Source organism: Paenibacillus sp. HJGM_3, assembly GCF_045062745.1.
GTDB lineage: Bacteria > Bacillota > Bacilli > Paenibacillales > NBRC-103111 > Paenibacillus_AA.
This window is the reverse complement of sequence record NZ_JBJGED010000003.1, coordinates 319,204-344,939: the sequence shown is the minus strand read 5'-3', so window position 1 is coordinate 344,939 and position 25,736 is coordinate 319,204. Positions and strand designations below refer to the sequence as shown.

At 51.6% G+C, this 25,736-nt stretch carries 14 protein-coding genes; 1 reads left to right on the top strand and 13 read right to left on the bottom strand.

Annotated features, from left to right (window positions below; genetic code table 11):
* Positions 1-65: 65 nt before the first annotated feature.
* The 6 genes from ACI5FR_RS05525 to ACI5FR_RS05500 form a co-directional block, all read right to left on the bottom strand.
* Positions 66-1,616, bottom strand: a complete 1,551-nt coding sequence (locus ACI5FR_RS05525) for a type 2 periplasmic-binding domain-containing protein (RefSeq protein WP_405451399.1) — start codon at positions 1,614-1,616, stop codon at positions 66-68.
* Positions 1,617-1,812: 196 nt separating this feature from the next.
* The gene (locus ACI5FR_RS05520; RefSeq protein WP_405451396.1) at positions 1,813-3,828 is read right to left on the bottom strand and encodes a helix-turn-helix domain-containing protein; all 2,016 of its coding nucleotides are present in this window, start codon (positions 3,826-3,828) and stop codon (positions 1,813-1,815) included.
* A gap of 373 nt (positions 3,829-4,201) precedes the next feature.
* On the bottom strand, positions 4,202-5,218 hold the full coding sequence (locus tag ACI5FR_RS05515) for a zinc-dependent alcohol dehydrogenase (RefSeq protein WP_405451393.1): 1,017 nt from the start codon (positions 5,216-5,218) through the stop codon (positions 4,202-4,204).
* Positions 5,215-6,504: a M20 family metallopeptidase gene (locus tag ACI5FR_RS05510; RefSeq protein ID WP_405451391.1), complete on the bottom strand. Its 1,290-nt coding sequence runs from the start codon at positions 6,502-6,504 to the stop codon at positions 5,215-5,217. Before ACI5FR_RS05510 ends, ACI5FR_RS05515 begins: the two co-directional genes overlap by 4 nt.
* A 53-nt stretch (positions 6,505-6,557) precedes the next feature.
* Positions 6,558-7,313: an SDR family NAD(P)-dependent oxidoreductase gene (locus ACI5FR_RS05505; protein WP_405451388.1), complete on the bottom strand. Its 756-nt coding sequence runs from the start codon at positions 7,311-7,313 to the stop codon at positions 6,558-6,560.
* Between the two features lie 34 nt (positions 7,314-7,347).
* Positions 7,348-8,481 (bottom strand): Gfo/Idh/MocA family protein, encoded by a 1,134-nt coding sequence (locus ACI5FR_RS05500; protein ID WP_405451385.1) that lies wholly within the window; start codon positions 8,479-8,481, stop codon positions 7,348-7,350.
* A gap of 174 nt (positions 8,482-8,655) precedes the next feature.
* On the opposite strand from ACI5FR_RS05500, the gene ACI5FR_RS05495 reads away from it, so the two are divergent.
* Entirely contained in the window at positions 8,656-9,576 is a 921-nt protein-coding gene (locus tag ACI5FR_RS05495; RefSeq protein WP_405451383.1) for an AraC family transcriptional regulator, read from the top strand.
* 212 nt (positions 9,577-9,788) lie between these two features.
* Here the strand turns inward: ACI5FR_RS05495 and ACI5FR_RS05490 are convergent, their stop codons facing one another.
* From ACI5FR_RS05490 to ACI5FR_RS05460, 7 genes are all read right to left on the bottom strand, one after another.
* On the bottom strand, positions 9,789-12,665 hold the full coding sequence (locus tag ACI5FR_RS05490) for a golvesin C-terminal-like domain-containing protein (protein ID WP_405451380.1): 2,877 nt from the start codon (positions 12,663-12,665) through the stop codon (positions 9,789-9,791).
* 14 nt (positions 12,666-12,679) lie between these two features.
* Positions 12,680-16,015: a X2-like carbohydrate binding domain-containing protein gene (locus tag ACI5FR_RS05485; protein ID WP_405451378.1), complete on the bottom strand. Its 3,336-nt coding sequence runs from the start codon at positions 16,013-16,015 to the stop codon at positions 12,680-12,682.
* A 23-nt stretch (positions 16,016-16,038) separates the two neighbouring features.
* Positions 16,039-17,100, bottom strand: a complete 1,062-nt coding sequence (locus ACI5FR_RS05480; RefSeq protein WP_405451375.1) for a peptidylprolyl isomerase — start codon at positions 17,098-17,100, stop codon at positions 16,039-16,041.
* Positions 17,101-17,407: 307 nt separating this feature from the next.
* On the bottom strand, positions 17,408-21,409 hold the full coding sequence (locus ACI5FR_RS05475; RefSeq protein ID WP_405451372.1) for a heparinase II/III family protein: 4,002 nt from the start codon (positions 21,407-21,409) through the stop codon (positions 17,408-17,410).
* A gap of 121 nt (positions 21,410-21,530) precedes the next feature.
* Positions 21,531-23,903 carry a helix-turn-helix domain-containing protein gene (locus ACI5FR_RS05470; protein ID WP_405451369.1) on the bottom strand — a complete coding sequence of 791 codons (2,373 nt, stop codon included), beginning with the start codon at positions 23,901-23,903 and terminating at the stop codon, positions 21,531-21,533.
* Positions 23,884-24,711, bottom strand: a complete 828-nt coding sequence (locus ACI5FR_RS05465) for a carbohydrate ABC transporter permease (protein WP_405451502.1) — start codon at positions 24,709-24,711, stop codon at positions 23,884-23,886. Before ACI5FR_RS05465 ends, ACI5FR_RS05470 begins: the two co-directional genes overlap by 20 nt.
* Positions 24,712-24,790: 79 nt before the next feature.
* Entirely contained in the window at positions 24,791-25,696 is a 906-nt protein-coding gene (locus ACI5FR_RS05460; RefSeq protein WP_405451367.1) for an ABC transporter permease, read from the bottom strand.
* Between the last annotated feature and the right edge of the window lie 40 nt (positions 25,697-25,736).

Below are 25,736 nucleotides of genomic sequence, written 5' to 3'. Positions count from 1 at the left end.
GCTCACACCTTTCCATAAGAGGGCTCATCTTCTGTTGACAACAGAAGATGAACCCATTCATCCGCTTACTTGGCAGCTGCGGCGAATTGCTCGTTTTTGTCGTCAATCATTTGTTGGCCGCCAATCTCCAGCCATTTCTTCACAATGCTGTCCCAGTTCTCAACCGGAATTTCTCCGTTGAATACTTTTATCTTCTGCTCGGACCAATACGTATTTAGATCCGTCAGTTTGGAGAAGGATTTCCATTTGGACGTGTCGTAAAGCACTTTGGCGTCAATCGGGTCAAAGCGAGGCAGCTTGTGCACTTGATCCCGCTTCAAGTTGTATTCTTGGTGAACCCAGGTATTCGCGGGCCATACGGGACTTCCAGGCCAGTTGATGAACACCGTCTTGTATTTGGCGTAATATTTGGCCTTGGACAGATCCGTCTTATCGTCTGCGACAAATTCGACCAGCTTGTTCGTTCCCCGAGTGAAGTTCTCGCCTTCAACACCGAAGTAGACCAAGTCGCTCCCCTCCGGCGTTGCTTGGTAATCGAAATATTTCATGACGGCTTCGGGACTGGCGTTTTTCTTGAATATGACCCAGGCCGATGTGGCGGCAGGGGCCGCAGGCAATTTATTGATCCCCTTGCCTTCTAACGCGACGGGGACATATTGGGCATCCGGCACCGTTTTCCTAAGCACCTCTACCGCGTTTATGATGGTTCCCGAGAATGAGGCTGCCACGGTTCCTGCTTTGTTCTGTGCGATCAACTCTTGCTGCTTGGGCGCCGTAGAGAGCACCATATCGGGCCAGATATACCCTCTTTTCTTCCACTCTACGAATTTGGCCATCATGTCTTTATAGCTCGGGTGAAGCTCGGGCGGTTTGATTTTGCCGTCACTATCTTTCCACCATGCTGTAGCTGCCGGCTGGAAGAATGGAGCGAAGACATATTCCAACATGTCAATCCTCCCGCCTGAACCGGTCGACAAGGCATAAGTATCGGCCTTTCCATTTCCGTCGGGGTCGCCGGTTTTAAACGCTTCCATGATCTTTTCATAATCGTCAACGGTTTTCGGCATCGATAAATTTAACTTGGCAAGCCAATCGGTTCGGATTTGCAAAGCGTTTGGCGTGATCACAGGGGTCTCAATCGGAATGCCCAGAATTTGATTTTTGTACGTCACTTTTTCAAAAGCGGCAGGCACTACGTTTTTCTTCAAGTTCGGTCCGTATTTATCCAGCAAGTCGTTGAGAGATAGAATGACACCGTCATTGTAAGCTTGAATCGCATCGGTAATAGACATTTCCGCGAATTCCAATTGTTCGCCTGAGGAGAGCATCAGATTGCGCTTGGTGACGCACTGGCCGGCCTCCGAGAAGACGATGTTGACATCGGCGCCTGTTTTTTCCTGAAGTATATCGTGCACATGCTTCTCTTCCGGCGTCTTCCGATCGAAAGTGGCATTGCAATTCAGCCCTACGACTTTGACAGGGGCGCCTTTGGTCGGCGTTGAGTCCCCCGTACCTTTCGGATCCTTGGTGTTTGACGAGCTGCATGCTGTCGATGTTGCCATGACGGACACTATCAAGATTGAGAGCCATAGCCTTGGCATTCTCTTCTGTTCCACGCTTCATTCCTCCTTATTGGTTCCCGGCCCCCGGGATAGCTACAACCTACAACAGCCCTTGCCCGCAATTCAATCCTAATATTTTAAATCGTTGAAACGACGGGCTTTTCGCCGCTGTTCAACGTGTTGAATATTGTATTACAACCCGATTTCAAAACAAAAAACCGACGTCGAAGTCGGTTTCGTTCTAACGGATTTAACTATTGCGGTTGACCCGCAGCTCTCTGTACTCGGACGGCGTGATCCCCGTATATTGCTTGAAGACTCTGGCAAAGTAGCTGTTGCTGTTGAATCCGGTTTTCAAGCCGACCTCCGCAATTTTCGTGCTTGTATTCGATAATAGGTGTTTTGCCTTTTCGACTCGATACTCATTCAGGTATTCAATGGGGGTCCGGTTATAACTTTTTTTGCAAACTTGAATCAAGTGCTGCTTGCTAATTCCGGTATAGTCCGCCATTTCGTCGAGGGAGAAATTATCCATGTAGCGAACCGCGATGAAATCGTCAATCTTGCGGATGTAATCCTTCGTATCGACCGCATATTCCCGAAAGTTATGGAACTTGGAAAATAAAAATTGCTTGACGGCTGTTACGTTCATATTGCCCTTTTCCGCAATCAATTTATTCAATTCATCCAAGAAGGACAAGCTGTTCTGTCCGTACATCCGCAGAAAAAGCGAAATGACCGTATAAAAATTCAAATTGTACTCGACAACCGTAATTTGCTCGGAGAACAAAGCATGTAAGGCGTTCGTAAAGCTCCTCTCGTTTTGCTGCTTAATAGCCAATTCCATTTCTTCAACGGCCGGGGTCTCGACTGCCGTGTTATGGTAATCCATCGGAAGTTTATTATAGCAATACAGCTTCGAATCAAGCGAAAAAATCCGCCCGACATTGTATGCATACATGGCTTCGAGATAAGACTTATGCAAGTCATGGAGCGGATGAATGCCGCCGATGCTAATCTCCAACCGTTCCAGCAGGTCTTCTTTGAAGCTGAGCAGGAGATCGGTAGTAAAACGGTTCACGTCTTCGTGCTCCAGTTGGAACAACACGATGTACATTTCATTCGTCTCTTCAAACATTTCATAACGGAATGTCCCGTCTAAACCGTCTACAATCGATTTTCTCATGCGTACGGGATCATGGCCGATTTCATCTATCGATGGTAGGATTTTCATGATGGTCACAAGATGATATCTCGCATAAGCTTTTGTTAATCTTTCTATGTCCGGATTAATTCCGATCTGGCCCATCAATAGACGATGCAGAAGCGTTTTTCTTAGCAGTTCTTCGTTTTCATTGATTCTCAGGACAATCCTGTAAAACGGTTTATAAAGCTCACGGAATCCAATCAGGATAAGAACCAGCATGAAGACGACAACGGCCGAGACCACGATAATCAGCGTATTCTTTAGTTTCGCGACATCCCCGTACAACTGCTTCGTATTGACTTCGCTAATTAATCGCCAATTAAAGGCATTGAGTCTATAGTCGTTCATTTGGAAGGTCTTTGGATCCCGCTCGAGATCGGAAAGGTTCATCCCAAATTTTTGCGAATCCCGATGAAACATGATTTTACCGTTAGCGTCTGTAAGAAAATAATTATACAGCTCGGCGTTCACGTTCAATTCTTGTAAAAAAGAAGCATAAATCTTATCCAGATTAACATTATAAATGAAATAATTTTGCTCTCCTCTTGAAGAAGGAAGCCGTTGAACAATAGACGCAACATGGGCCCCTTGTTTTGACTTTCCCTGTACGATCTCGATTTCATATAAGGACATCCCGGATGCAACGGAGGTGATCCACGGTATGGCACTGTTACTGGGATTTCGTTCAATTCCATAATTAGAGATAAGTAACATATTCTCAATACCATTGTAATACAGGATTTCCGTGACATAGGGATTGGCATAAACTAAGTTGGTAATATCCCCTAACGCCTTCCATTGTTCGTATTCCGTTCTAATATTGGCGAAACGGCTGTCTAGCGTAATGGAATTCGTGAAATCGATAATTTGTTGAAGCGTTCTTTCCATCAATGCGCCGGTTCGAGTTAATTCGTTTTCGTTTTTCGAATTGATAAGCTCGACCGTTTTGGTTACGAACAAATTCATATTGTAAGCGCTAACAATTAAAAAAGGAATACTGGAGACGACCGCCAAAACGATTATCACTTTGTAGATGTACGATTTAATATCTTTCGTCACCACTACTCCCCCTTAAATACTGCTGCTGAAATCCTCGATTCGCTTACACACAATATAGATGTACTCGCATGGAAGCGTCAAGAAGTCCTCCCCCAAATCTACCATCACAATTTTCCGTTTATTGGCATAACCTTATTTTCGTGCACCGTAAATATAATATATAATTAAATCATATTGTATACAATAATCATATTAGTGGCCTTGATCTTATCGACTCTAAAACGATGGAAGCCAGTTAGATCAAGGTTTACATAAAAATGAAAAAAGCCTGTCAGATCAAGGGTTTGATCTGACGGCTTAAAATACTGATCTCATTTTTAGACATAATAAGTCTCATTTGTTGCTGCAGCTGGATTCGTCCAAGATTGCCATGTCAAGGGTGCAACAATACTTTTGCCACATTTCCGGGATTCGACACCAGCTTCGAATACCACTCCGATGCTTGCTCGAAAGGCGCCTTAACCACCCATTCGTCCTTGATGCGAATCCGCCCGTCGGCAATCCACTGCAACGCCGTCTGAAAGTTCGAGGCTGAATAGGCGAAAGTACCGATGCAGGAAATCTCTTTGCGGATCATCATGTTAATCGGCAGCTGGGATTCGGCCTCATGAAGGCCGGTCCAGATCACTTTCCCGCCAAATCCTACACATTCGACGGCCATCGAGCGGGTAGCTGCGGCTCCTACCGCATCGATGACGACATCGAACCCGTTTGCTCCAACCCTCCCTTTGATGTGTTCTTCCGTTGGATGAAGAGGGATGGCCCCAAGCTCAGCTGCCATCTCCAGCCGCTGAGGGTTACGATCCACCGCTACGATCTCCTTTACCCCATGAGCCTGAACGGCTTGCATGGCGAATAAGCCAATGGGTCCCATTCCGATGATCATGACGCGATGGTCGGGCTTCAGCCTCGCGGCCTCGGCTACCCTGACTCCGCAAGCAAGCGGTTCGACAAAAGCGCCTTGTTCAAAGGTAACGTGCTCCTCGAGCGGATAAACGAATCGTGCCGGAATCTTCACATACTCCGCGTTACTCCCCGGCAGTGAGGCACTGAGCAATTGCCGGACCGAACACAACTGCTGGTTTCCGCTTAAACAAGCCTGACATTGGCCGCACGTAATAAGGGGATTGGCCGTAACCCGCGTTCCCGGTCGGAGGTGCGGGTAGGCTCGGGCTGCCTTTTCGCCCATCTGTGCCACTATGCCGGAGAATTCATGCCCGAATATCATAGGAGGCGTTCTCAACGAATTATGCCCCAAATAACCGCTGAGCTCCGATCCGCAAATGCCTGAATAGACGACTCTGATTAAAACCTCATCCTCTGTTGGAATTGGATTAACCGTTTGACGCACGTTCATTTGTTGAGGTCCTTCGTAGATTACTGCTTTCACTGGACATTCCCGCCTTTTTCCGGAATATTCATTTGACTGCACCATTGCAGAATCGCTTGAATGTAGTGTTTGGTTAATCGCATCAAGCTGTCCAGATCCACGAACTCGTCTGGCGCGTGGGCATTTTCGCCAACGGGGCCGAATATGACGGATGGTGTCGTCGAATAGTCGTTGAATATAAACGCATCGCAAGCAAAAGGAGCCATCTCGGGTTTGGCTTCGGGAGCCCCATCCTTGATACGGAGCTCGACTAGCAAATCCGCAAGCTCTGATTCCGCATACGTCCCCGGAATGAAGCGAGTGATCTGCTCCCACTCCATTCGGTACGTTTCCATTCCCGGCTGCTCGCTAAGGCTGCGAATACGCCCGCCGAAGGTCCGGTCCAAATCGTCAAACGTCTGACCGGGATAGCTCTCGACCCAAACTTCCAAAAAACAGCGTTCCGGCACCCCGTCCGCCATTCCCGGTTCATAGTCGCCCGCCTGAACCTTAGAAAGCACAACATTGGGTTTCGTTCCGGGAATAGGACCCGGCGTATTAGGCGGGGCCGATTTCTCCATCTCCTCCTGATATCGTTCAATTTCGCTAATGATGCGAGCTAAGCCGTAGAGAGGATTGCACACCTTTTCACCGCCGAATCCCATTCCCCCCTTGCCGTGTACCGTAATTCGCCACATTACTCCTCCAAGATGGGAGGTACATACCTGAAGATTGCTCGGCTCCGGGATAATGGCGGCATCGGCATGAAATCCGCCGAGTCTTCCGGCGAGCGTACCATTAGCGCCGCCCATCTCTTCATCGACTACACTTTCGAATAAAACGTCTCCCCTAAGCTCTACCCTGTGCATTTTCAAATAATGAAACGCGAACAAAACCGCAGCCATGCCGCCTTTCATGTCGTTTGAGCCTCTTCCGTAAAGTCGATTCCCCTCCACGATCGGGGTAAACGGAGAGAATCGCCCGCCCCTGCTGCCGATCACGACATCCGCATGCCCCGAGAACAGGAGCGATTTGCCTCCTCCTTTTCCCGCTTTGCGGGCGAAAAGATTAGGCCGTCCGCCGTAGTCGCGTCCCGGCCAATAGGCGGGATGAGCTTGCAACCCTTCTACGGTATGAAGGTCGTATCGTTCACATTCGAACCCCAACGCCTCCAGCTCCTCCTGCAGGACAAGCTGCACCGGCAGCTCCGCCCCATGCGGTGGACGATTCTCGCTTGGAATGGCGATTAGTCGGCCTGCGATCCGAATCAACCATTCCCGGTTTTGCTGAAGCCAATTTTCAATCATCTCGACAGTATCCAATGAGTTCACCCTGCCCGCTTTTGAATATGGTATGTTCGTTAAAAACAGAGCTGTCCGCCATCCACGACCAAAGATTCCCCCGTTATGAAAGAGGCATCTTCGGAAGCAAGAAACGCAAAGACCCCAGCTACATCGGATACTTTCCCTCTTCGGCCAAGCGGTATTTTCGTTCTGACATATTCGGCGGCCTTTTCCTTATCATCGATGCTATCGGAGAGAGGGGTTTGAATGTAACCCGGACATACGGCATTGACGCGAATCCCGTAAGGGCCAAGCTCAATCGCCATCGTTTTGGTCAATAGAACCACGCCGCCTTTAGAGGCATTATAGTGCGCATAATTCGCTTCGCCTACGATTCCGTTCGTGGAGGACATGTTCAGGATCACGCCTCCGTTGCCCTGTACGACCATCTGTCGGGCAACGGCTTGCGCCACTAGAAACATGCCGTTCAGGTTGACATCGATCATACGACGCCAATGGCTCTCCGTAATATCCAGAAAAGGTTCTTCCCACGCAATACCTGCATTATTTACGAGAATATCCACGTACCCGAATGCTTCTACTACTCTATCGACCGCCTGGCGAACTTGCTCGGAACGGGAAATATCCGTTTGAATGGCCATTACCCGGCAGCCTTTGGCGAGCAGCCCCTTTTCCGTTTCCTCCAAATCGTTCCATTCGTTGGACAATAGAGCTACCGAGGCTCCTTCGGCAGCGAACCGTTCGGCCGTTGCCTTGCCAATCCCCCGGCCCGCCCCGGTAACCAAAACCACGCGATTTTCAAATCTATACATAGATGGCCTCCTCCGTTGCGCGCAGCTCGATGAACTACTCCCACGTAATCCTTTGGAACGTTCGAGTCTCTGCGGACTCCTTCGCCTTCAAGCACATTAAGGCGCTTAGCAATCCATCCTCCAGCTTACTTTTGGAGGAGGCTCTGCCCGCCATAATATCTCCGAAGTTGCGCACGAGCTCGTGATCGCCTCCAAAATGGTCTTCCCCGGAACTGAATTCGTGGATCTCCACCTTCGGCGTGTGATGCATCAACACTTTGAGGATCCCGGTCATAAAGTCAAAATCGATGGTCCCTTTGTACCCCAAGAAACGCGCCCCGCGCATACCTGCCTTTCTTCGAGCAAAAAAGTTTTGCGAGTAAGACACATGCATGCCGCTTTCGTATTCTATCAGAGCGCTGCCCGAATCTTCGTTGCCGGTATCCTCCGCGAAGCAGCAATACTGCCAATCCGGATGAAAGTGTGGGGCTTTTTTGACGTGAGGGCTTTCCAAACAAGTCCGGTTGTCCTCGCAATCGGAACATCTCAATCCAGCCGGTTTCGTGCCCTTGAAAATTTGCTTCGACTTCATCGCACAGATGGCGACCGGCGTCTGTCCAAGCACGTATTGAATATAGTCGAAATCGTGGGTGGCCTTCTGCAAGAACAACCCGCCTGTCTCCGATTCATCCCGGTACCAATGCTGATAATACACATTGCCATACGGCACATTGTTCACGGCTTGTACATGCTCCACCGTTCCGATCTGACCGGAGTCGACGATTTGCTTGATGGTTTGAACCAGACTGGTGACGCGGAGCGGGAAAGATACAACGACCTGCGAACGTGAGGCTTCATATCCAGCTTTAAGTCGGCGAAGGTCCTCCATGGTTGTGGCGACCGGCTTTTCCAGATAGAGTGGCAATCCGCTTGGAAATACCTTAAGGGCCATTTCGGTATGCAGCGAGCAGCGTGTTCCGATCAGGACGCCGTCCAGCTTGCATTCAGCTAACATCGCTTCTGTCGTTTCAAAAAAGGGTACTTTCCTTCCGCCGCTGCTTTCGAGCTCGCGCTGTTTGTCATTTTGAATGTCTACTACTGCCGCTATTTGAGCTTCGGGATGCTCCTTCTTCAGTGCCTCAATGACATGGGAAATGCGTTTTCCGTATCCGATAACTCCTATATTCATGGTCCTCTCCCCCATTGCCTAGTAATTGATTTACTCCCCCATTATAAAAAAACCGACGTATGATGGCTTTGTACCTGAGGCCAGATTTTTTGTCTCTGACGCCGATCATTTCGCTTGCTAGCAGGACCGAACGAGACTATGATTTACATAACATGCATAAGGAGACTGCCCGATATGTATACGGTCCGCACGCGTCTTACCCCTGCGATTGTGATCCATAAGCTAATCACGATGTATTATTTCGAATTCGGCAAAGATTTCGTATTTAATGGAGAGAAACATGATTTCTGGGAGTTTCTGTATGTCGACAAAGGGGAAATCGAATATGTGGCTGACGAAGAACGCTATACGTTGAAGCAAGGCAGCATTATTTTTCATAAACCGAACGAATTTCACCGGTTCTCGGCTTTCCATGGAACGGCGCCAAGCGTCATTGTGATGACGTTCGACTGCAGATCCAAAGCTATGAAACAGTTTGAGAATCAAGTCATTGTGCTGAATGACGAAGAACGGAATTGGCTTGCGCTCATCGTGGAGGAAGGCATGCAGGCGTTTACCTTTCCTTTTACGTATCCGCTGAAGCGAAGACCGGACGCTCCGATCGGCAGTGAGCAGTTGGTGCAGAGCTATTTGAACGTGTTCCTGATCCGGCTGCTGCGAAGGTCCGAATTCCGGCCGCTTCGGCTGAACCACGCTCCCGATCTATCGTCCGCCGCTAAAGAGAAGAGCAGTCAGAAGCTTGTGCGCAACGTTCTACATTATATGGAGGCGCGGATCAGGGAGTCGATCTCGCTTAATGAGCTGAGCGAGGCGCTCCATATCGCCAAAACTCGTCTGAAGGACGAATTCAAGAAAGAAACGGGCCATACGATTATGGAGACGTTCATGAGAATTAAGATCGAACGAGCCAGGATGCTCATCCGGGAGGACAATAGCAATTTTACCGAGATATCGCGGCATTTGGGGTTCAGCAGCGTGCATTACTTCTCGAAGGTGTTCAAGCGTGAGACCGGGTCAACACCGACCGAATATGCCCGAACGGTTAAAGCGAGGGTGAGAGCCTATAAGGAAAACGATCCGCTGAGGGAAGTGTAAGCGGAAGCGCTAATCCTAGCGATTTTCATCGACAAACGATACCAATGTCTCAGTTGTAGCTATAATCGGTCTCAATGGTAACCATCCAACACTCACTGTGTGTAATGGTTACCATTGAGACTAAAATTGTGTCAAATTGGTCGGTCTAGTGGTTACTAACGAGAGCAGCCTCTTAGAGCCGGAAGAGCTCAGCTGGTTAGTTTGTCAGTTCCTTATTGCAGCACAACCGACTCCGCCAAAGGCGTCATGTCGTTAAGGTTATCCCAGATGAAGGCTTTCACGGAATGCCCTGCGGCGGATTCTGGCACGGTGACGGACAGGGACAAAGTACTGTTATCGTACTTGTTCAAGACGATTTCCTGGCTCTTGAACTCCACCAAGCCGGCCGGTGAATACAAGGCCACGATCAGAGTCGCATTCATATGCTTCTCCGAGCTGTTGATCACTCGCGAGGAGACGTTAATCGTACCGGCCGCAATCGCGCTGACTACCTGTCCGGCGGCATCGGTGAAGACCGGCGTCTCAATGGACACCATCGGTCCGACGATGACTTCTACGGAGTTGCTTTCGACGGTGCGGCCGTTATAGCTGAATGTGGCATGGTAACGAGTTGAGCCGTCGGAAAGCCCGGATACCACTCCACCGTTAATCGAAGCAATCGTTGGATGATCGATGGAATAGCTCAGCTCCGCGGAATCGGTAGGCAGCTCCACCATCAGCCCCTCGCTGTCGGTACCGGTTACCGAGATTCTCGTCGTTTCGCCTGCGCGCAGCTGCAGCTTCTCGGCGAACAGTTGGATGCTCACGATATCGTCCAAGCCGAAGCCGTCCAAGTAGACGAGCTTAACCGCATCGGCTACGACCTCGCCATTGGCAGCATCGCTCAGCTGAATGTAGCTGGAGGTTCCTGCGTTGAATGTATGAATGCCCATGATGTTCCAGGTGCCGCCTCTTACCGGCCGTTGATCAGCTTGATACGTTTTGGAACCGGCGGAAGTAGTGACCGTGTATTTCGCATTCCCCGCTCTACTCGAGCCGCCATCCGGCAAATAGTAGTACACCGCGTAAAACCCGGGAATCGTCACATTCGGCGTCCATCTAACGGTGTTCAATCCTGAGCCGGCTGCAATTCTCACAAAGTTGTTATTGTAGGAGTTGCTTCCTGTACTAGCCGTCCAGGCACCGGTTACAGACGGATTGTCGACGATGATGGACTTCTTCGTTCTTACGGCAACACTGGTACTCGACACGGACTCGTTCCAATTTCGGTCCTTGGCCACCACATAAAAATTGTAATCCGTATCCGGCGTGAGTCCCGTTAAGGTAACCACATTACTGGCGATCACAGACCCGAGCCGCTCATCGTTCGCCGCGTTGTAAATATCCGCATCCAATTCCACGCCATTCTCCATAGAACTCCAAGTCAGCATAACGGTCGAATCCGTAAAATCGGTCACGGCGAGCGAAGTCGGCGCAGCCGGGGCTGTCGTGTCCGCGATGGCGTCCGACGCATCCTCGAACGCTCCGATATCCGGCAATCCTCTGTAGATCGGATTGTTCCAGAAATCTCTCCCGCCGTTATTGCCGACCACGGTACCCGCTCCGATCAACGGTGAATTCGGCTTCAGTTTGTAGCCGTCTACGGTGTTGCGCCCGTCCGAGCCTTTGCCCGGATCGACGAATCCGGGATCGCCAACTACGTTGTTCTTGCCTTGTGTCGGGGCGGCTTTGCCATAGAACGCGTTGTTCACGAACTTAGGGCCCGTCGGATACGTTTCGGTTACCGGAGACGGCCCGGTTACGTAGAAGACGTTGTTTAGGAACGTGGCGTTCGCATTGTTTTTCATCTGAAAGCCGACGCCCGTATCGTTGTAGAAGACGTTGTTGTAATAAATCCCCGGATCGTTGATGTTCATCGTGTAGCTGTGCCAGCCGTCGCGCATATCGTTCTGGCTGATGTTGTAGCGATGGATGTTGATCCCGCTCTTGAGCTGCCCCATATCCATGAAGTAGCCGCCTGCATTGTCATGGGTGTAGTTGTATTGGAAAATATGGTCGCCTCGCGTAGCCAAATCGGTATCGAAGGCGGAGGAATCGGAATCGGCCTTGATCTCGGCTCTCGTACGCCCGACTTCGTTGAACTGCACGAGCGCCCGGTCGGTTCTCCAAACCCAGATGCCGGCAATCCACTTGATACCGGGAGCGAAAGCCCCGGCGTCCAAGCTGACGTTATGCTCGATGAGCGGATTGATCGACACCCCGACAACGATGCCGTCCGCGCCGGTGTTGGTGACCGTGTTGCCCCTAATCGCCACATTGCGGTTGAAATACGCCACATCCGACGAAAATGCCGCAATATTGACCCCCATAACCGCGAGATCATGAATATGATTGTTCTCCAGCGTCAGGCCGTCATAATACGCTTTGGGCCTGCCCGTTTCAAACTCCCACGCCTCGATCTGGATACCGGCGTTGGCGTTTTTGTTCACGCCCTTATCCTTGCCGTCCGTGGTCGTCGTCGTAGTTTCGCCCGTCAAATTCATCCCGGTGACATCGTGGATATCCATGTTGCGGATCGTAATATTCTTCATCGGACCGTTGTGAAACGCCTTGATCCAAATCCCGCTTCTCCGGTAATACCCGGTCTTGTAATCATCGGGATTCGAAGGATTGAAGTTCGTCAGCTCGAGGTTTTCCAGCGTGACATTCTGCACATTCTCCAAATTGATGGCAGCGTAGTCGGCGTTTGCGTTGATAACCGGCGCGGGGCCGTCGCCGTACTTGCTCACCACGATCGGATTGGCGTCCGAGCCCGAGCTCTTCAGCTTAAGAGAGCCTGACCAGGAGCCGCCCGATTTGAACAAAATCCGATCTCCGGGAAGGAAATTTCGGTTGTTCACCTTGCTTAAGCTGCGCCAGGCTGTCGCTTCGCTCGTTCCGTTGTTGCTGTCGTTCCCATCCGCGGAATCAATATAGTAGGTTGTGTTGTCCGCATAAACCCGATCGACGGGAAGCACGCCCCCCCACCCGGTCAACAGCAGTACCGCCGCCAATCCGATCGCCAACCATTGCAGCATGTTCCGTTTCAAATTCATCGACCTCCTCATGGACGGCCATGGCCGTGGCCATTGCCGTTGCCGTTGCCGTGGCTATTGCCATGGCCGTGGCCATTGCCGTTGCCGTTGCCGTTTCCGGGTCCGTCGCCGGGATCAACCGGTGTAGTATCGATAACTTGCAAATCGAATACCGAAGCCGAGCCCGCGCTAAACTCAAACGTGAAGGTCGTGCTTCCAACAGGCAATGTCGCGAGATACGTCTTGGACAGCACCACTCGCGTACCGTTCACCGTGTAATCCGTCCCTTCGGTCAATACAGTTGATCCATGTGCGATCGAAGCGAGCGTATTCCCGTTCAAGGTCATGTCGAGGTTCAAATCGGCTTGACTTGCGGCGTTCTTGTCAAACGAAGCCGTTACAGGCGAGATCGTCGAAGTTCCGTCACCCACCGTGAAGGAAAGCACTTGCGGAACTTGAATGCCTTGGCCGCCGACCTTGACCGTATACACGCCTTTTCGATTCGGCAACCCGCTGACATCGAACACGAACTCGAAGCGGCCGTTCGCATCGCTCCTCGTTTGATCGAACCCGATCGTGGCCCCGGCTTCACTTTGCATCGCCATCGTAACGAAGCTATTCGCCATGCGATACGTCTGCCCCGTCACGGTTACGGACTGCGCGCTCAGAGCGACCGTCGCATTCAAAGCCATTTCCGCAGGCGGTGCCGCCGCCCCCTCGAAGGCGATTTTGCCGAAGTTGCCTCTGACCTTCTTGTTCACCTCGCCGTTAATCGTCCAGCCCCATTGTCCACGGCTCGCAAAACCTCCGTCGCTCAGGAAAGCGTTCAGAATGAACGGCTTGCCTGTCCATGGTTGAGTGAGACCGAGCTGGTGCAGGGGAACCGCGACCTCCATTGTGTAACCCTTGCCATCCGCGTCCTTCTTGAGCTCCATGAAGACGGACGGTTTGGAGTTGACGCCGTTAATGGTCATGTAGGACTGATAGCCGAAGTCAATTCCGCTTCCGAGTACGAGCTGGATATCCGTAGGCAGCATCGTCCCTTTTTTATCCGGGTACTGGGTATAGTCGAGATCCTCAGTGCCCATGAACAGCTCCAGCACGTCGCCGTTCCAGATGCCGGTTCCGGTTTTCGTATTGATCATCGGGGTCGGATCTTTGACTTTAGCGCCGAGATACAGCTTCTTCTCGTCATATTTGAAATACATATCCGCGCTGTGGCTGTCCCCGTTATTGTCGATCACGCCTTGGATGCGCATCAGCTCGGCGCCCGCCCATTCTCCGATCGGATTGCCGTTCGAATCGGTTGCTACGACGCCGTCCAGCACGATTTCACCCGAAGCTCGCTTGATCACGATGTCCGTGTCGACAGGAGTCACAGGAACTTCCGCCCCATAGCCGAACGCCATCTTCGTCATATAAGGGAAGCCGTTGCCCGTATTGCCGACGAGCTTCACGCGGACGTATTTCACTCCCGTAGGCAAATAATTCGCTTGCAGCACATCCGGAATGCTGTTATTGGCGGAAGACCCGAAGGCCGGATGCTTGTAGACGCCGGCAATGTTCCATAGCGTAAAGTCCGTACCGTTGACGGATGTCCACAGCTCCATCGCCTGGCTGCTAGGGAGATTGCCGAAATAATAGCCCTCTACATAAGCCGTTTTGAAATCTTTGCCCGCCGGTGCTGCATACGTCATCATCGAAGCCACCGTCGTGTCTCGGCGCTTGATATAGGAGTTGGTGCCAAACGTCCGGATATCGGCGATATTCGTCGGATTGACCACCTGCAGATTGGCGGTATCCGTACCGGCCACATACTTGGAGAAACCGGATGCATCGTCTATCAGGTAGCCGTCCATCGACCTTGTCGAGGAGAGCGTGCTCTCGATCACGATCTGATCAATCTTGAAGTCGCTCGCCGTCGCGGCATCCCCGTAGTATCCGGCCTGCGGCAGGATGACGCGAAGGTACTTCGTTCCCGGCGTGATCGGCTCGGCCGTCGAATACGTCGCCTTCACATATTGAACGCCGGCCATCAGCTCCGGACGCAGCTTACGGAGAAGCGTGACCGTCTTGCCGTTCTCGAAGCTTCCCGTCTGGCTGTTGTACACCGCTTCGACGACCGACAGCTCGTTCTGGATCGTGAAGTTCAGCGCCCATTTGTTATAGGTCACTTCAATATCCATGGTCTTGAACTCGTTCGCATCCGAATAGTAGGAGAAGTCGCCTGCTACACCAATTGCGCTGCCGCTGCTAAGGGTCGTTCCTTTATGACTGAATACTTGAGTGAAATCATTCATCTCGTCTGTGAATCGATTGCTGCCGTCGAAGGCGATCGCATGGCCCGTCACGGTTCCCGCTTCAGCGGATGTAGGTGGTGCCGGCACATACACCCCCGTGCTTACGACATGCATCCCCGTCGTAGTCCCCTCCTGAGCAACGGGCGTCACGCCGAAGAACAAAAATTTCCCCACATCGGTGGAAGCAACCGTGTAGTCTGCATATACCGCGTTTGTGATCGTCGTTTTGTCTGAGCCGTTCGATTGCGCCCCCCGATACCACTGGTAAGTGGACGTTCCTTCGGGATCAGACTCCGCATCGCTGAACACGTAGCCGCCTGTCAGCGTATTCCCCGGAGCAGGCGTGCCGTACACGTTCAAGGTCACCGCAGCCGGAGCCTGGTTCACAGGACCTTGCCCGTCGTCTTCTTTGACAATAAGCAGATCGTCCACGGCAATGGTGCCGGTTTGCAGCCTGTACGAGGAGAACGAGTATTGGGACACTTGGGTAGCGGTAGGCGTATAAAGAGCAATATTCGTCGCCGAGGCAATCTGTACGCCATCGACCGTTACGCTATATTGCTTGGAGGTCATATTGACATCCACATGAATGCTGTACCACTGGTTCGCCACAATGCCGGACTTGACCGTGGATTTATCATTGTTGCCGGATCTGCGCGTTATTTTGTCCCCGAAAAACAACAGCTCGACCACCTTGGCCCCGCTCGGATCTTTTAGCGCAAAGAAGTAACCTTCGAAGCCGGAACTTATCGTGCTGGTCTTGGCGCGCAGGTCTACGCTGAACGAAGTGGTGATGGGAGCGACAAAATTGTAGGTGGCTGTGTTAGCGGTTTGGTTGCTGTTCTCGGTCGTGGATAAGTAGCCGTTCCCGGAAGGATCTTCTACTACGCCGACTAAATTGGGGCTTGATGTGGCGACCCAGCCCGCAGGAACTTGTCCTACGGGCGTGTTTTCGAAATTCTCAGATAATACCGTGACTGTTTCTGCCTCCGCCTGTGGAGTACCCAGGGGAACCAGGCCGACCAAGAGCGCTGCCATTGCAAGAATGGCGATGCCTCTTCGCATGCGGCCACCTCCTCTTGAAATCTTTATTTGCCAAGCAGTACGCTAGAAGCTGCTGACTTCAATGCTTCCTCATCCCTCGTGATTCGGGCGAGGCTTGACTGCTCTTGAAGGAACCGTTCGAACGATTGATCGCTCAGCTTCGTTGCAATCCCCTTTCTCACTTCATCCAATGGAACCAAAACATCGGCCTGTTTGTCCAAACATTGCAGCAGGCTAAGCGTTTGCTTCTCATCGATGATGGCGCTCATTCCATCCTTGTCCAATTGTTTGGCCTCCGCTGCGAGAGCAGGATTCGTCATCACGTCGGTTTTGGCCGTCGTCCCGTCGAAGAGCCGCTCCTTGCAGCTGAATACGGTAGGCTGGCTCCGGCAATAGCTGTCGGTCACGGTCATGAAGTCCTCGCCGGCCGTTACACGCTTGGCGATTTCCTGCAGGCGATTCTCGGCGTTCGTGCGGGATGTTCCCTCGTTCGTCGTCGAATAAGAAGCAGTGATCATCTTTACTTTCGTTAAGCCCGTCTTCATAAAATCGCGCTGATTCTCCGTGTAATAGTTGGCAATGTCCGAATCGTCGACGACTTTGCGCTCGCTATACTTCCTCCTTAGCTCTTCCAGCAGCTGAGACTGCCGCATGTCGTAGTACATTTTTTCCCCGAGCTGAGTAGGCCCGTAAAGCGGCTTGCCCTTACGCACGTCCGCTTGGCGCCGTTCGTTCTCCGCCTGCAGCTGCTCCAGAAATGCGGTATAGCTGGTGTCCTGCAGGAAGCCGGCTTGGACGCCGAGCGATTGCTGAACCTTCGCCGCGACCACCTTGCTCCAAGCGTCGTTTGTAATTTTCTCGAGCGGTGTTTCCCCGTTGAAGGATTGGTTCCAGAATGCCGGACTGTCCTCCACCCCGTATTTGGCTTGAAAGTACGCATATACCTTAGAGCGTTCGGCCAACAAAAAGAAGGCAAATTCTCTTGCTTCCACCACCTCGCTGTTCACGACACCGACGTCAACGTCAACAGCACCGGAATGGGCCTGTGCATACGGCTTGGCACATCCGCCGAGGAGAGCCGTTAGGATCGCCATGGTCAGACACACTGCACCAAGTACACCTGATCTGTTCCTTGCCCTTGTCATAGATAAACGAACTCCTCCTTTGTAACCGGTTCCAACAGTAAAATTTTAGCAATCACGTTGCCGCCGCGGCTATATAATTCCGTGACCGAATGCTCGTATTTGTGACCATTCGTACAAACAGAACAAAATCATCCTTGGAACCGTCTATAGTTTCCTTAACTATATAAAAAAGCCAGTAAGATCAAGGGTTGATCTTACTGGCACAGCCATCAAGCATCAAAAAGGCCCGGGACCATGAATCATGTTCCCGAGCCCTTCTCGCTATCCTCTATTGGAGCCGCTCCAGCAACACGCTGTCGAAACTCGCCTGAGCGTTCGTCGCCCGGAACCCGAAGCCGCCGCGCGGCAGCGTCGTGTCGTAGGCGCTCAGCTCGAGCGTCCCATTCACGTACAGCTTCAGCACACCGCCCTCTACGGTGGCCTTCAGCGTGTAGTACGTGCCGGTGGAGATCGTGTACGTCTTCTCCGCAAGCACGGTCGACGCCGAGATGGCCTGCAGGCCGCTCAGCACCTTCTCGATGCGCAGCTTCGTGCCGCTACCGCTGTTGTACAGAAGGAAGCGGTAACCGTCGTTGATGCCGAGCGAGCGGGCGACAAGTCCGGCGCTGGCCGGCGTCGCGCCCCAGGCGACGACCTTCACCTTCGCCTGTCCGCTGTAGGCGTACAAGTCGTTCTGCTGCCGCGTTCGCACCTCCGAGTGACCTAAGCTGAGCGAGTCGGTATACAGCTCGGAGTTGTCGATCGACCAAGGCCCGCGGTTGATTTCCCAATCGTCTCCGATAACCTCCGACACCTTGACATTGTCGAAGTACACATCGCGGCGATGCGCGCTCAGTCCGACAAATCCTTCGGTAATGTCCCTATCGGTCGCCGTCAAATAGAGGGTCCCGTCGACGTACAGCTTGAGCGTATTGCCGCTGATCGTGCCCTTCAGCTTGTACGTAGTTCCGGTCGCCATCGTGAACGGCGTGGTCGCGAGCACCGTAGTCGTGCCGGCAAATACCTTCTCAATACGCAACGATGCGGTCCCGCTCAGCACGTAATAGCGGAATGTGTACGTATTGAGCGCATCCTGGTACCGGGCCATCAGATGGACTCCGTTCGTGGCGGTCGTGGACGACACCGTCGTCACGTCCGCCTCCACGAGCACGTCCGTCCACTTGGACGTCGTAACCGTCTTGGCGTTCACGCTGGCGTCGTCCGTTTGGCGGTACACTTGACCGGCGCCTTGGGCCACGACGCTCCATGTCCCGTTAATCGGCTGCCAGCCGGTCGCCGAACCGCTCTCGAAGTTATGCAGCTCATTCGTCAGCGGTTCGTCTCCGATGATCTCCGCTACCTTGATATTGTCGAAGTACGCATCGCGTCGATGCGTGCTCAGTCCGACATACCCTCCGTTAATGGCCGAATCGGTCGCACTCAAGATGAGGGTCCCGTCGACGTACAGCTTGAGCGTATTGCCGCTGATCGTCCCCTTCAGCTTATACGTAGTGCCATTATTCATTGTGAACGGCGTAGTCGCGAGCACCGTAGTCGTGCCGGCCACTATCTTCTCGATCCGCAACGATGCGGTCCCGCTCTGCACGTAATAGCGGAATGTGTACGTATTGAGCGCGTCCTGGTACCGGGCCATCAGTTGGACCCCGTTCGTGGCGGTCGTAGTCGACACCGTCGTCACATCCGCCTCCACGAGCACGTCCGTCCACGTAGATGTGGTGACCGTCTTGGCGTTCACGCCGGTATTGTCGGTCTGGCGGTACACTTTGCCCGCGCCTTGGGTCACGACGCTCCATGTCCCGTTAACCGGCTGCCAGCCGGTCGCCGATCCACTCTCGAAGTTATAGAACTCGTCCGTCAAATCATTCGTCGGCGGATCCGTGTCGAAGCTATCCGTCAACACCGTCGAAGCCGTGCTCGCCCCGGCCGCCGCTACGGTGATGAAATTCCCCGCCGTCGTGAACCCGATGCCGGCCCCATTGAACGTCACGGACGTCACCCCGGGCGCGAAAATCGTGACCGTATACGCGAGCTTATCGCTGCTGGACAGCTGCAGGGTCGTGCCGCTGTACTTCACCGACAAGTTCTGAACCTTGCCGGTAGCCGAGAGGAGATTCGTTGCCCCGTCCGTCAACAGGCTGCCCTCAGTGATCGCGATCTGGCTAAGCGCGCCGCCTGACGTCTTCTCGATATAGGCCAGCTCGCCGTTATAGCCGTATGTCCCGAAGCTTCGAGTCGGATGCGTCGTCTCGTGCGAGAGATAGTAGGCAGCCACATTCCCGTTGTTCCCCGCATCGAGGTGGATCGTCAGCGCCGTAGCGGTGTGAGGGTTAACGCCTGACATCGCGAGGCGCGACACCGTAACATTATGATTTTGACCCGTATCCTCGGGAAAAATCACCGTGTCGTAGGAAGTGCTGTCCGATGCTGACTTGGTGTAGGCTAGGTATTGGGCTGCCGAATAGGAATTGTAAGTGTCTGAATAATACCCGTTCCGCACTGCCGCCGTGATGGAAGAAGGATCGGCCGGCACGATTTTCACGTTAGGCTCCCCGGCGAACTGCGTCGTCACCGCCTTCGAAGTCCCGTTCAGGCTGAGCGTATTCGGGAGGAAGTGCCACAATTGCTCGTACGTATTGGCACTCGAGCCGCCCGTCATCACGTCCGAAACGATCCAGTAGTTCGGCTTGACGAAAAACACTTTGCGGTTGTGGTGGATCGGCGCGTAACTGTCGTGTTGGCCGTCATAGATGTCGAAGCCGTCGTTCGAGATCCATTTGTTCAGCTGGCGTTTCCCGCCCAGGCTTTGCGGGGCGTTGTTCACCTCGACCGTGTTGTGGGCTTCCGTGGTGTCCCTCAGCCACTGCCCCACCGTGTTTGGCATATCGTAGGTATAAACCCCCGGGTCGGCGATCAGCCGCTTGCCGAATGCGTACATGACGAGGCTTAGGTCATCCGGATGGTTGTGGGAACCTCCGTAATTCGTATCTCCATTCTCGATGTACATATACTTGTCGTTGTCGTTCCAGCCCGTTCGCATGATCGCGGAGCTGTTCGGATAGACGACGGACGTATGATCCGGCATGGTCCCGCCGGCTCGATCCGTAGCGACGTATTCGAAATCCGACCGACCGTAAATGGTCGAATAATCGTTCAGAACCGAGTGGGGGGAGAAGTTCTTATAAGAGGAATCCCCGATCATCGGCCCTTCCTCCAGGTTCGGGAGGAGCGCGTCCATCGTAAATTCGGCGCTGCGCTCGAGCAGCTCTCTGGAGTCCTTCAGCACATTGGAATAGCCGTTCAGCTGCCCGAATTTCTGAATCGTATTGGCCAACTGCAGGGCATATAGATGATAGTTCTCCGTAGGCTCAGAGTTCATGCCGTCGCCCTTGATGTGTTTGCCAATGTACTTGCTCATCGCGCCTTCGCCGCGCATCCTCCAGCTCTCCGCATCCTTGAACTCGGGAAAGTAGACGCCGGTGACGTACATCGAGCGGGCGATACTGGCGTACCAGTTGTTACCTTCTGTCGATTCGATGTTCGTATACGCGTAGTCGGCCATTTGCCAGATATGCTTCAGGTAAGCCGCATTACCGTTCGAATCAATCGAAGGACTGTTCCGGAACACCGAATAGGCCATGTTCCACGCGGACAGCCGCTTCGCCATGTCCAGAAAAACCTCTGACGCGATGTTCGTATTGCCTTTGTCCACAATAAATTCCAAGGCGAATTTCATCCAGGTGTCGGAGTACGCAATCCGCTTCGGGTCGCCGGGAGCGAGCCCATTGTACGCAGGAGCGAGAATGTTGTACATCAGAAATTCGTTCACTCGGTTGTTGAACGAGCCGTTCGACCAGGAACCGCCCGACCATGTCTCATCCCACTGGATGCCGCCGGACCCGCTGAAGTTCTTGGTCTCACCGAGAATCGTGAATATGTAGTTGACCAGGTCATCCGGGCTGGATTCCATCGGACCTCCGGAAGGCGTTGTACCGACCGTGAAATAGACGGGGGTGGTGCGGTTTTGATAATAACTTAGCAGGTTTGTCTTGGCGGCCGTGTAGTTGCCAGCGGCAACGTTTGCCTTCACCGTCGCGAGACCGGGATAATCAAGATTGAGCTTGGAGAAAAAGGAAGCGTCGGTCATGTTGCTAGGGTCCGTGTAGGCTCGTGCTGGTTGTGAAGGAAGCAGGAAAACGATAAGCGCGACGATAAGGGCGAATAACAGCAACAACATGGGCTTGAAGGCAGCTTGGCGAAGTGTGTTATCCATTAAAGACCTTCTTTCTCATCAGAATTGGTGCTAGCTGGACGTAAAGCATGACTGGGAATGTCGGCTAGCTATTGGCGATATAAGAGAGTGACCACCCCCTTTCTATCCCATATCTTCTCTTCTAACTATTTTTCCTGCTCTCCCTATAAACGCTCGGAGTCACACCTTCATATTTTTTAAAAAGTCGAATGAATGTACTGATACTACTGATCCCGACAAGATCACATATATCCTTGATCAGAATTTCGTCATCTTTCAACAGCTCAATCGCTTTATTCACGCGTAGCTTATTGATGTAGTCCGTCAATGATTCCCCGACCTGTTCCTTGAAGTAACGCGATAAATAAGAAGGATGGATATCGAATTCATCCGAAATCATCGTAACGCTCAGGTTATGATCTCGGAATTCGCGATTGATAAACTCAAGCACATTCTCTTTGAGGCGGAAATTATGGCTTCTCTTCTTGGCGTGCACATGATCGCATACTTTACCTAGAAACACGATCATCCGATCCTTCATGGCCATAACCGTAACCCCATCCATCAGCTCTTCCACTGCTTTCATGTTGTCCATATACAGCTCCGTTTGATCCAGATTCACTTCAATGGCCGCCTTCATCATCGTGCTGATGATATCGAACATGAGACACCGCACCATGTCAATCGACATGCCTTTATCCGTCAGATTATGGGCGATGACCTCATCAAGGATGGCCTTGGCGTGCTCGAAATCTCCGGCTTTTACGTAATTGATCAATTGCTGTTCATTCTCAAGAGAGTAAACATACGAACGATTGAAGCTCTGAATCTGATCATAAAAAATGACGGTTTGGGTCCCGAACACCATTTTATATTCCATTGCATCTAAAGCTTCTTGGTAGGCGGTCGGCAATTCGGAAATGGTTCTTCGGACCGTGCTCACCGAAACCGTGAAGAAGATATGGAATCGACCGCCAATGAACCGCTGAGCTTCTTCCGTGATACAGGTTAGCTCTTGTTTCGCTTCCTCCGGCGACACATCCGGACCCAGATTAACAATACAAGCGAGCATTTCATCAATTTCGGTCATCCAGCCCTGGTACTTCTGTCCGACCATCTCCTCAACGATGTTGGATAGAATGAGATGAACCAACTCTCGCTTCTTCTCCGCATCCGTCTCGTCCTTGTGAAAGATTCCGCTAAAGTCCTCCAAGTAGAAAAGCAGCACGGCGAAATGTTCGGACCGCAGCTTCATGCCATACTCCGCCATAGCCTCATGAACCGGGAATTCCTGTCCCACACGTCCCTTGAGAATGCGAACAAGCAAATTGGAGCGCAGCACAGTTTTCTGTTTCTCAATCATCCGGTTCATCTGGTTGTTCATGTCCATGGTGTTCTCAATTGCTTCTTCCAAAAAATCGTACTCATTGACGGTAACACCGTGGTTTAGTCGGGAGCGGGCCGCGACAGACCGCACAAGCTGCTGCAGCGGATAATAGTTGTGTCTCGCCAGCAGGATCGCAAGGATGACTCCAACTGCAATGGCGATAACCAGCGTTAGTACGGTCAGATCGCGAACATACTCCGCTTTCTGGCTATATAATTTCGAAGGAAGAACATATACGTATTTCCAAGTTGTGCTTCGGGACTGGATATAAGAGATGATTACATCCTCTCCGTCCCAATGACGCTGAATCGTCCCTCTTTCACCAATCATGCCGTCAAACATATCGGACGTCGGTTTGGTTGGTTCCGATGCAGCAAGCAATTGATTGGCACCGTTCAGAATGTAAACATGCCCTTGATTGTAAGATTGAACATTTCGCATGGCAGATAGCAAACTCTGAATATTCAATTCGATCACCAGGGTAGCGAGACGACCACTTCGGTCTTCAAAAGGCAACGTTTGAACGAAGGAGATTCCTTCGGTTTGCTGTCCGTGATCGGTTTGCATTGAGAAAAATTGCCCGCGATACGTCTGATCCAGGAAGCGCTTCCATTCCTCGTAGGACAAGCCCGAACCTGCTTGCACCGTCGTATAAAACACCTCCGGCTCATAGTAGGAAGACTCCGTCAGGATGAAATTGCTATTGTGGAAGTACAAATAAAAGCGATTGGAGTACCGGTGAGAGCTGTTGTATACCTTGAAATCAGCTAAGGCGTTCACCATCGCAATCCGATCTTCCGGACCGATTGTCCCTTGTGTTCGCATAAGCTGACGAACCTTGGAATTAATGGAGATGACTTCGCTTAAGCGGTAGGCATATTCAATTTGATTGTCAATATCTTGCTGGAACTGCGACAGAAGCGATTTGTTTGCACGATTGATCTCTTCTTCGATTACATGCCGGGTCTGAAAATAAGTAACAAGCATGATCGCAATCGGAATGAATAGTACGATCGCATACGACCGAATCCATCGTGATATGACGCTATTTTTTTCCAGACCAAACAATGCAATCACGCTCCGCCGCCATAATGGTTTTTCATCGCTGTTATCCCTTGATGGATCCAATCATAACACCTTTTACAAAATATCTTTGCAAAAAAGGATAAATGAACAGGATCGGCAGCGTGGCCACCATAATGGTTGCGTATTTGATGCTTTCTCCGACCGTTTCGATTTCGCCTGCAGACGAATGGCTAGTCATGTATTCCGTACTGTTCTGGATCAGAATTTCTCGAAGGATGAGCTGCAGAGGGAACAGGCTGCGATCTCTCAGATACAGCATGGAAGAGAACCAGGCATTCCAGTGATGAACCCCATAGAACAGGGTCATAACCGCAAGAACAGGAAGGGATAACGGGACAACGATTCTCGCAAGAATAGTGAAATCATGGGCTCCGTCGATCTTCGCCGATTCGAATAAGCTATCGGGAATGGAAGCAAATGAGGTTCGAAGGATGATTAAGTTCCATGTTGAGATGGCCCCGGGGATGATGAGAGCCAGCAAACTATTGCCCAGATGCAGCCAATTGTTCACAAGCAAATAGGAAGGGATCATTCCTCCGGAGAAAAACATCGTAAACACAATAAGCAGCATAAGCTTATTCGTCCATGGAACCCCTCTGCGGGACAGCACATACGCCCCCAAGCAGGTCAAGAACAAGTTGATCGATGTGCCGACGGTTACAACAAACAGCGTATTCGCATAGCCTCGAAGGATATTCGGATTCAGGAAGACAAGCTTGTAGGCCCCCCATGTAAATCCTTCCGGCCACAATAAGATGCCGGTGTGGGACAGGAGCAGTCTGGAATCGCTGAGCGAAGACATGATCACATAGATGAAGGGATACAAGGTAACGACGATCATCGCACTCATCAACAAAATGTTAAACCATTGGAAAACGTTTTCACCGTTTGCTCTTCGTATCGTGTTTGGTTTCACTTGGATCTCCCCCTCACCATAAGCTGCTTTCGCCCAGTCTTCGACTAATCTTGTTAGCTATGAGGAGCAGCAAAAAATTCAATGCGGATTGAAACAATCCTACGGCTGTAGCGTAGCTGAATTCGAATGAGTTGCCAAGCCCTTTGCGATAGACGAAAGTACTAATGACGTCAGCGGTTTCATAGGTGTTGGGATTATACAGCAGAATGATTTTCTCGAATCCCACGTCCAGCATGTGCCCGATTTTCAAGATGAACAGGATGATGATGATCGGCGCAATGCCGGGCAGCGTAATATTCAGAGTCTGCCTCCACTTCCCTGCTCCATCGACCCGGGATGCCTCGTACAATTCGGGATTGATCCCGGTGATCGCAGCCAGATAGATGATGGAGCCCCACCCCACACTTTGCCAGATGTCGGAAGCTATATAGATCGTGCGGAAAAATTCGGGATGCGCTAGCAACGAAGTCCGGTCCATCCCCAACCAAACCAGCATATCCATGATGACGCCTTCTCTTGCCACGAACTGGTTGATCATGCCGCAAATGACAACCAGCGATATGAAATGAGGAAGGTAGGTAATCGTTTGAACTGCTTTCTTGAAAAAGCGTCCTCCTATTTCATTGATTAAGAGGGCAAATAGGATGGGTGCCGGGAAGGCGAATACAAGCGAATACAGATTCAGCAGCAAAGTATTCTTCAGAAGCCTCCAAAAATAGTAGCTCTCAAAAAAAGTCGTGAAATGCTGAAAGCCTACCCAGGGACTGCCGAGAAATCCTTCCGCAACTCGGTAATCCTTAAAGGCGATGATGGCTCCATACATGGGCACATAGTGAAACAAGGCATAGAAAACAACAACGGGGAAGATCATGAAATATAAATATTTATGCTTGCGATAATCCTGCAGTACGCTTCTCATGCTGCACGCTCCTATCGGTCTCTTAAAGGAGTTCAGGCAG

Coding starts and splice junctions, on each gene's coding strand:
- ACI5FR_RS05510 (WP_405451391.1), bottom strand. CDS start 6,504: ATGATTGAAAATTGGCTTCAGCAAAACCGGGAATGGTTGATTCGGATC.
- ACI5FR_RS05505 (WP_405451388.1), bottom strand. CDS start 7,313: ATGTATAGATTTGAAAATCGCGTGGTTTTGGTTACCGGGGCGGGCCGG.
- ACI5FR_RS05500 (WP_405451385.1), bottom strand. CDS start 8,481: ATGAATATAGGAGTTATCGGATACGGAAAACGCATTTCCCATGTCATT.
- ACI5FR_RS05495 (WP_405451383.1), top strand. CDS start 8,656: ATGTATACGGTCCGCACGCGTCTTACCCCTGCGATTGTGATCCATAAG.
- ACI5FR_RS05485 (WP_405451378.1), bottom strand. CDS start 16,015: ATGCGAAGAGGCATCGCCATTCTTGCAATGGCAGCGCTCTTGGTCGGC.
- ACI5FR_RS05475 (WP_405451372.1), bottom strand. CDS start 21,409: ATGGATAACACACTTCGCCAAGCTGCCTTCAAGCCCATGTTGTTGCTG.
- ACI5FR_RS05465 (WP_405451502.1), bottom strand. CDS start 24,711: ATGAGTGCGATGATCGTCGTTACCTTGTATCCCTTCATCTATGTGATC.
- ACI5FR_RS05460 (WP_405451367.1), bottom strand. CDS start 25,696: ATGAGAAGCGTACTGCAGGATTATCGCAAGCATAAATATTTATATTTC.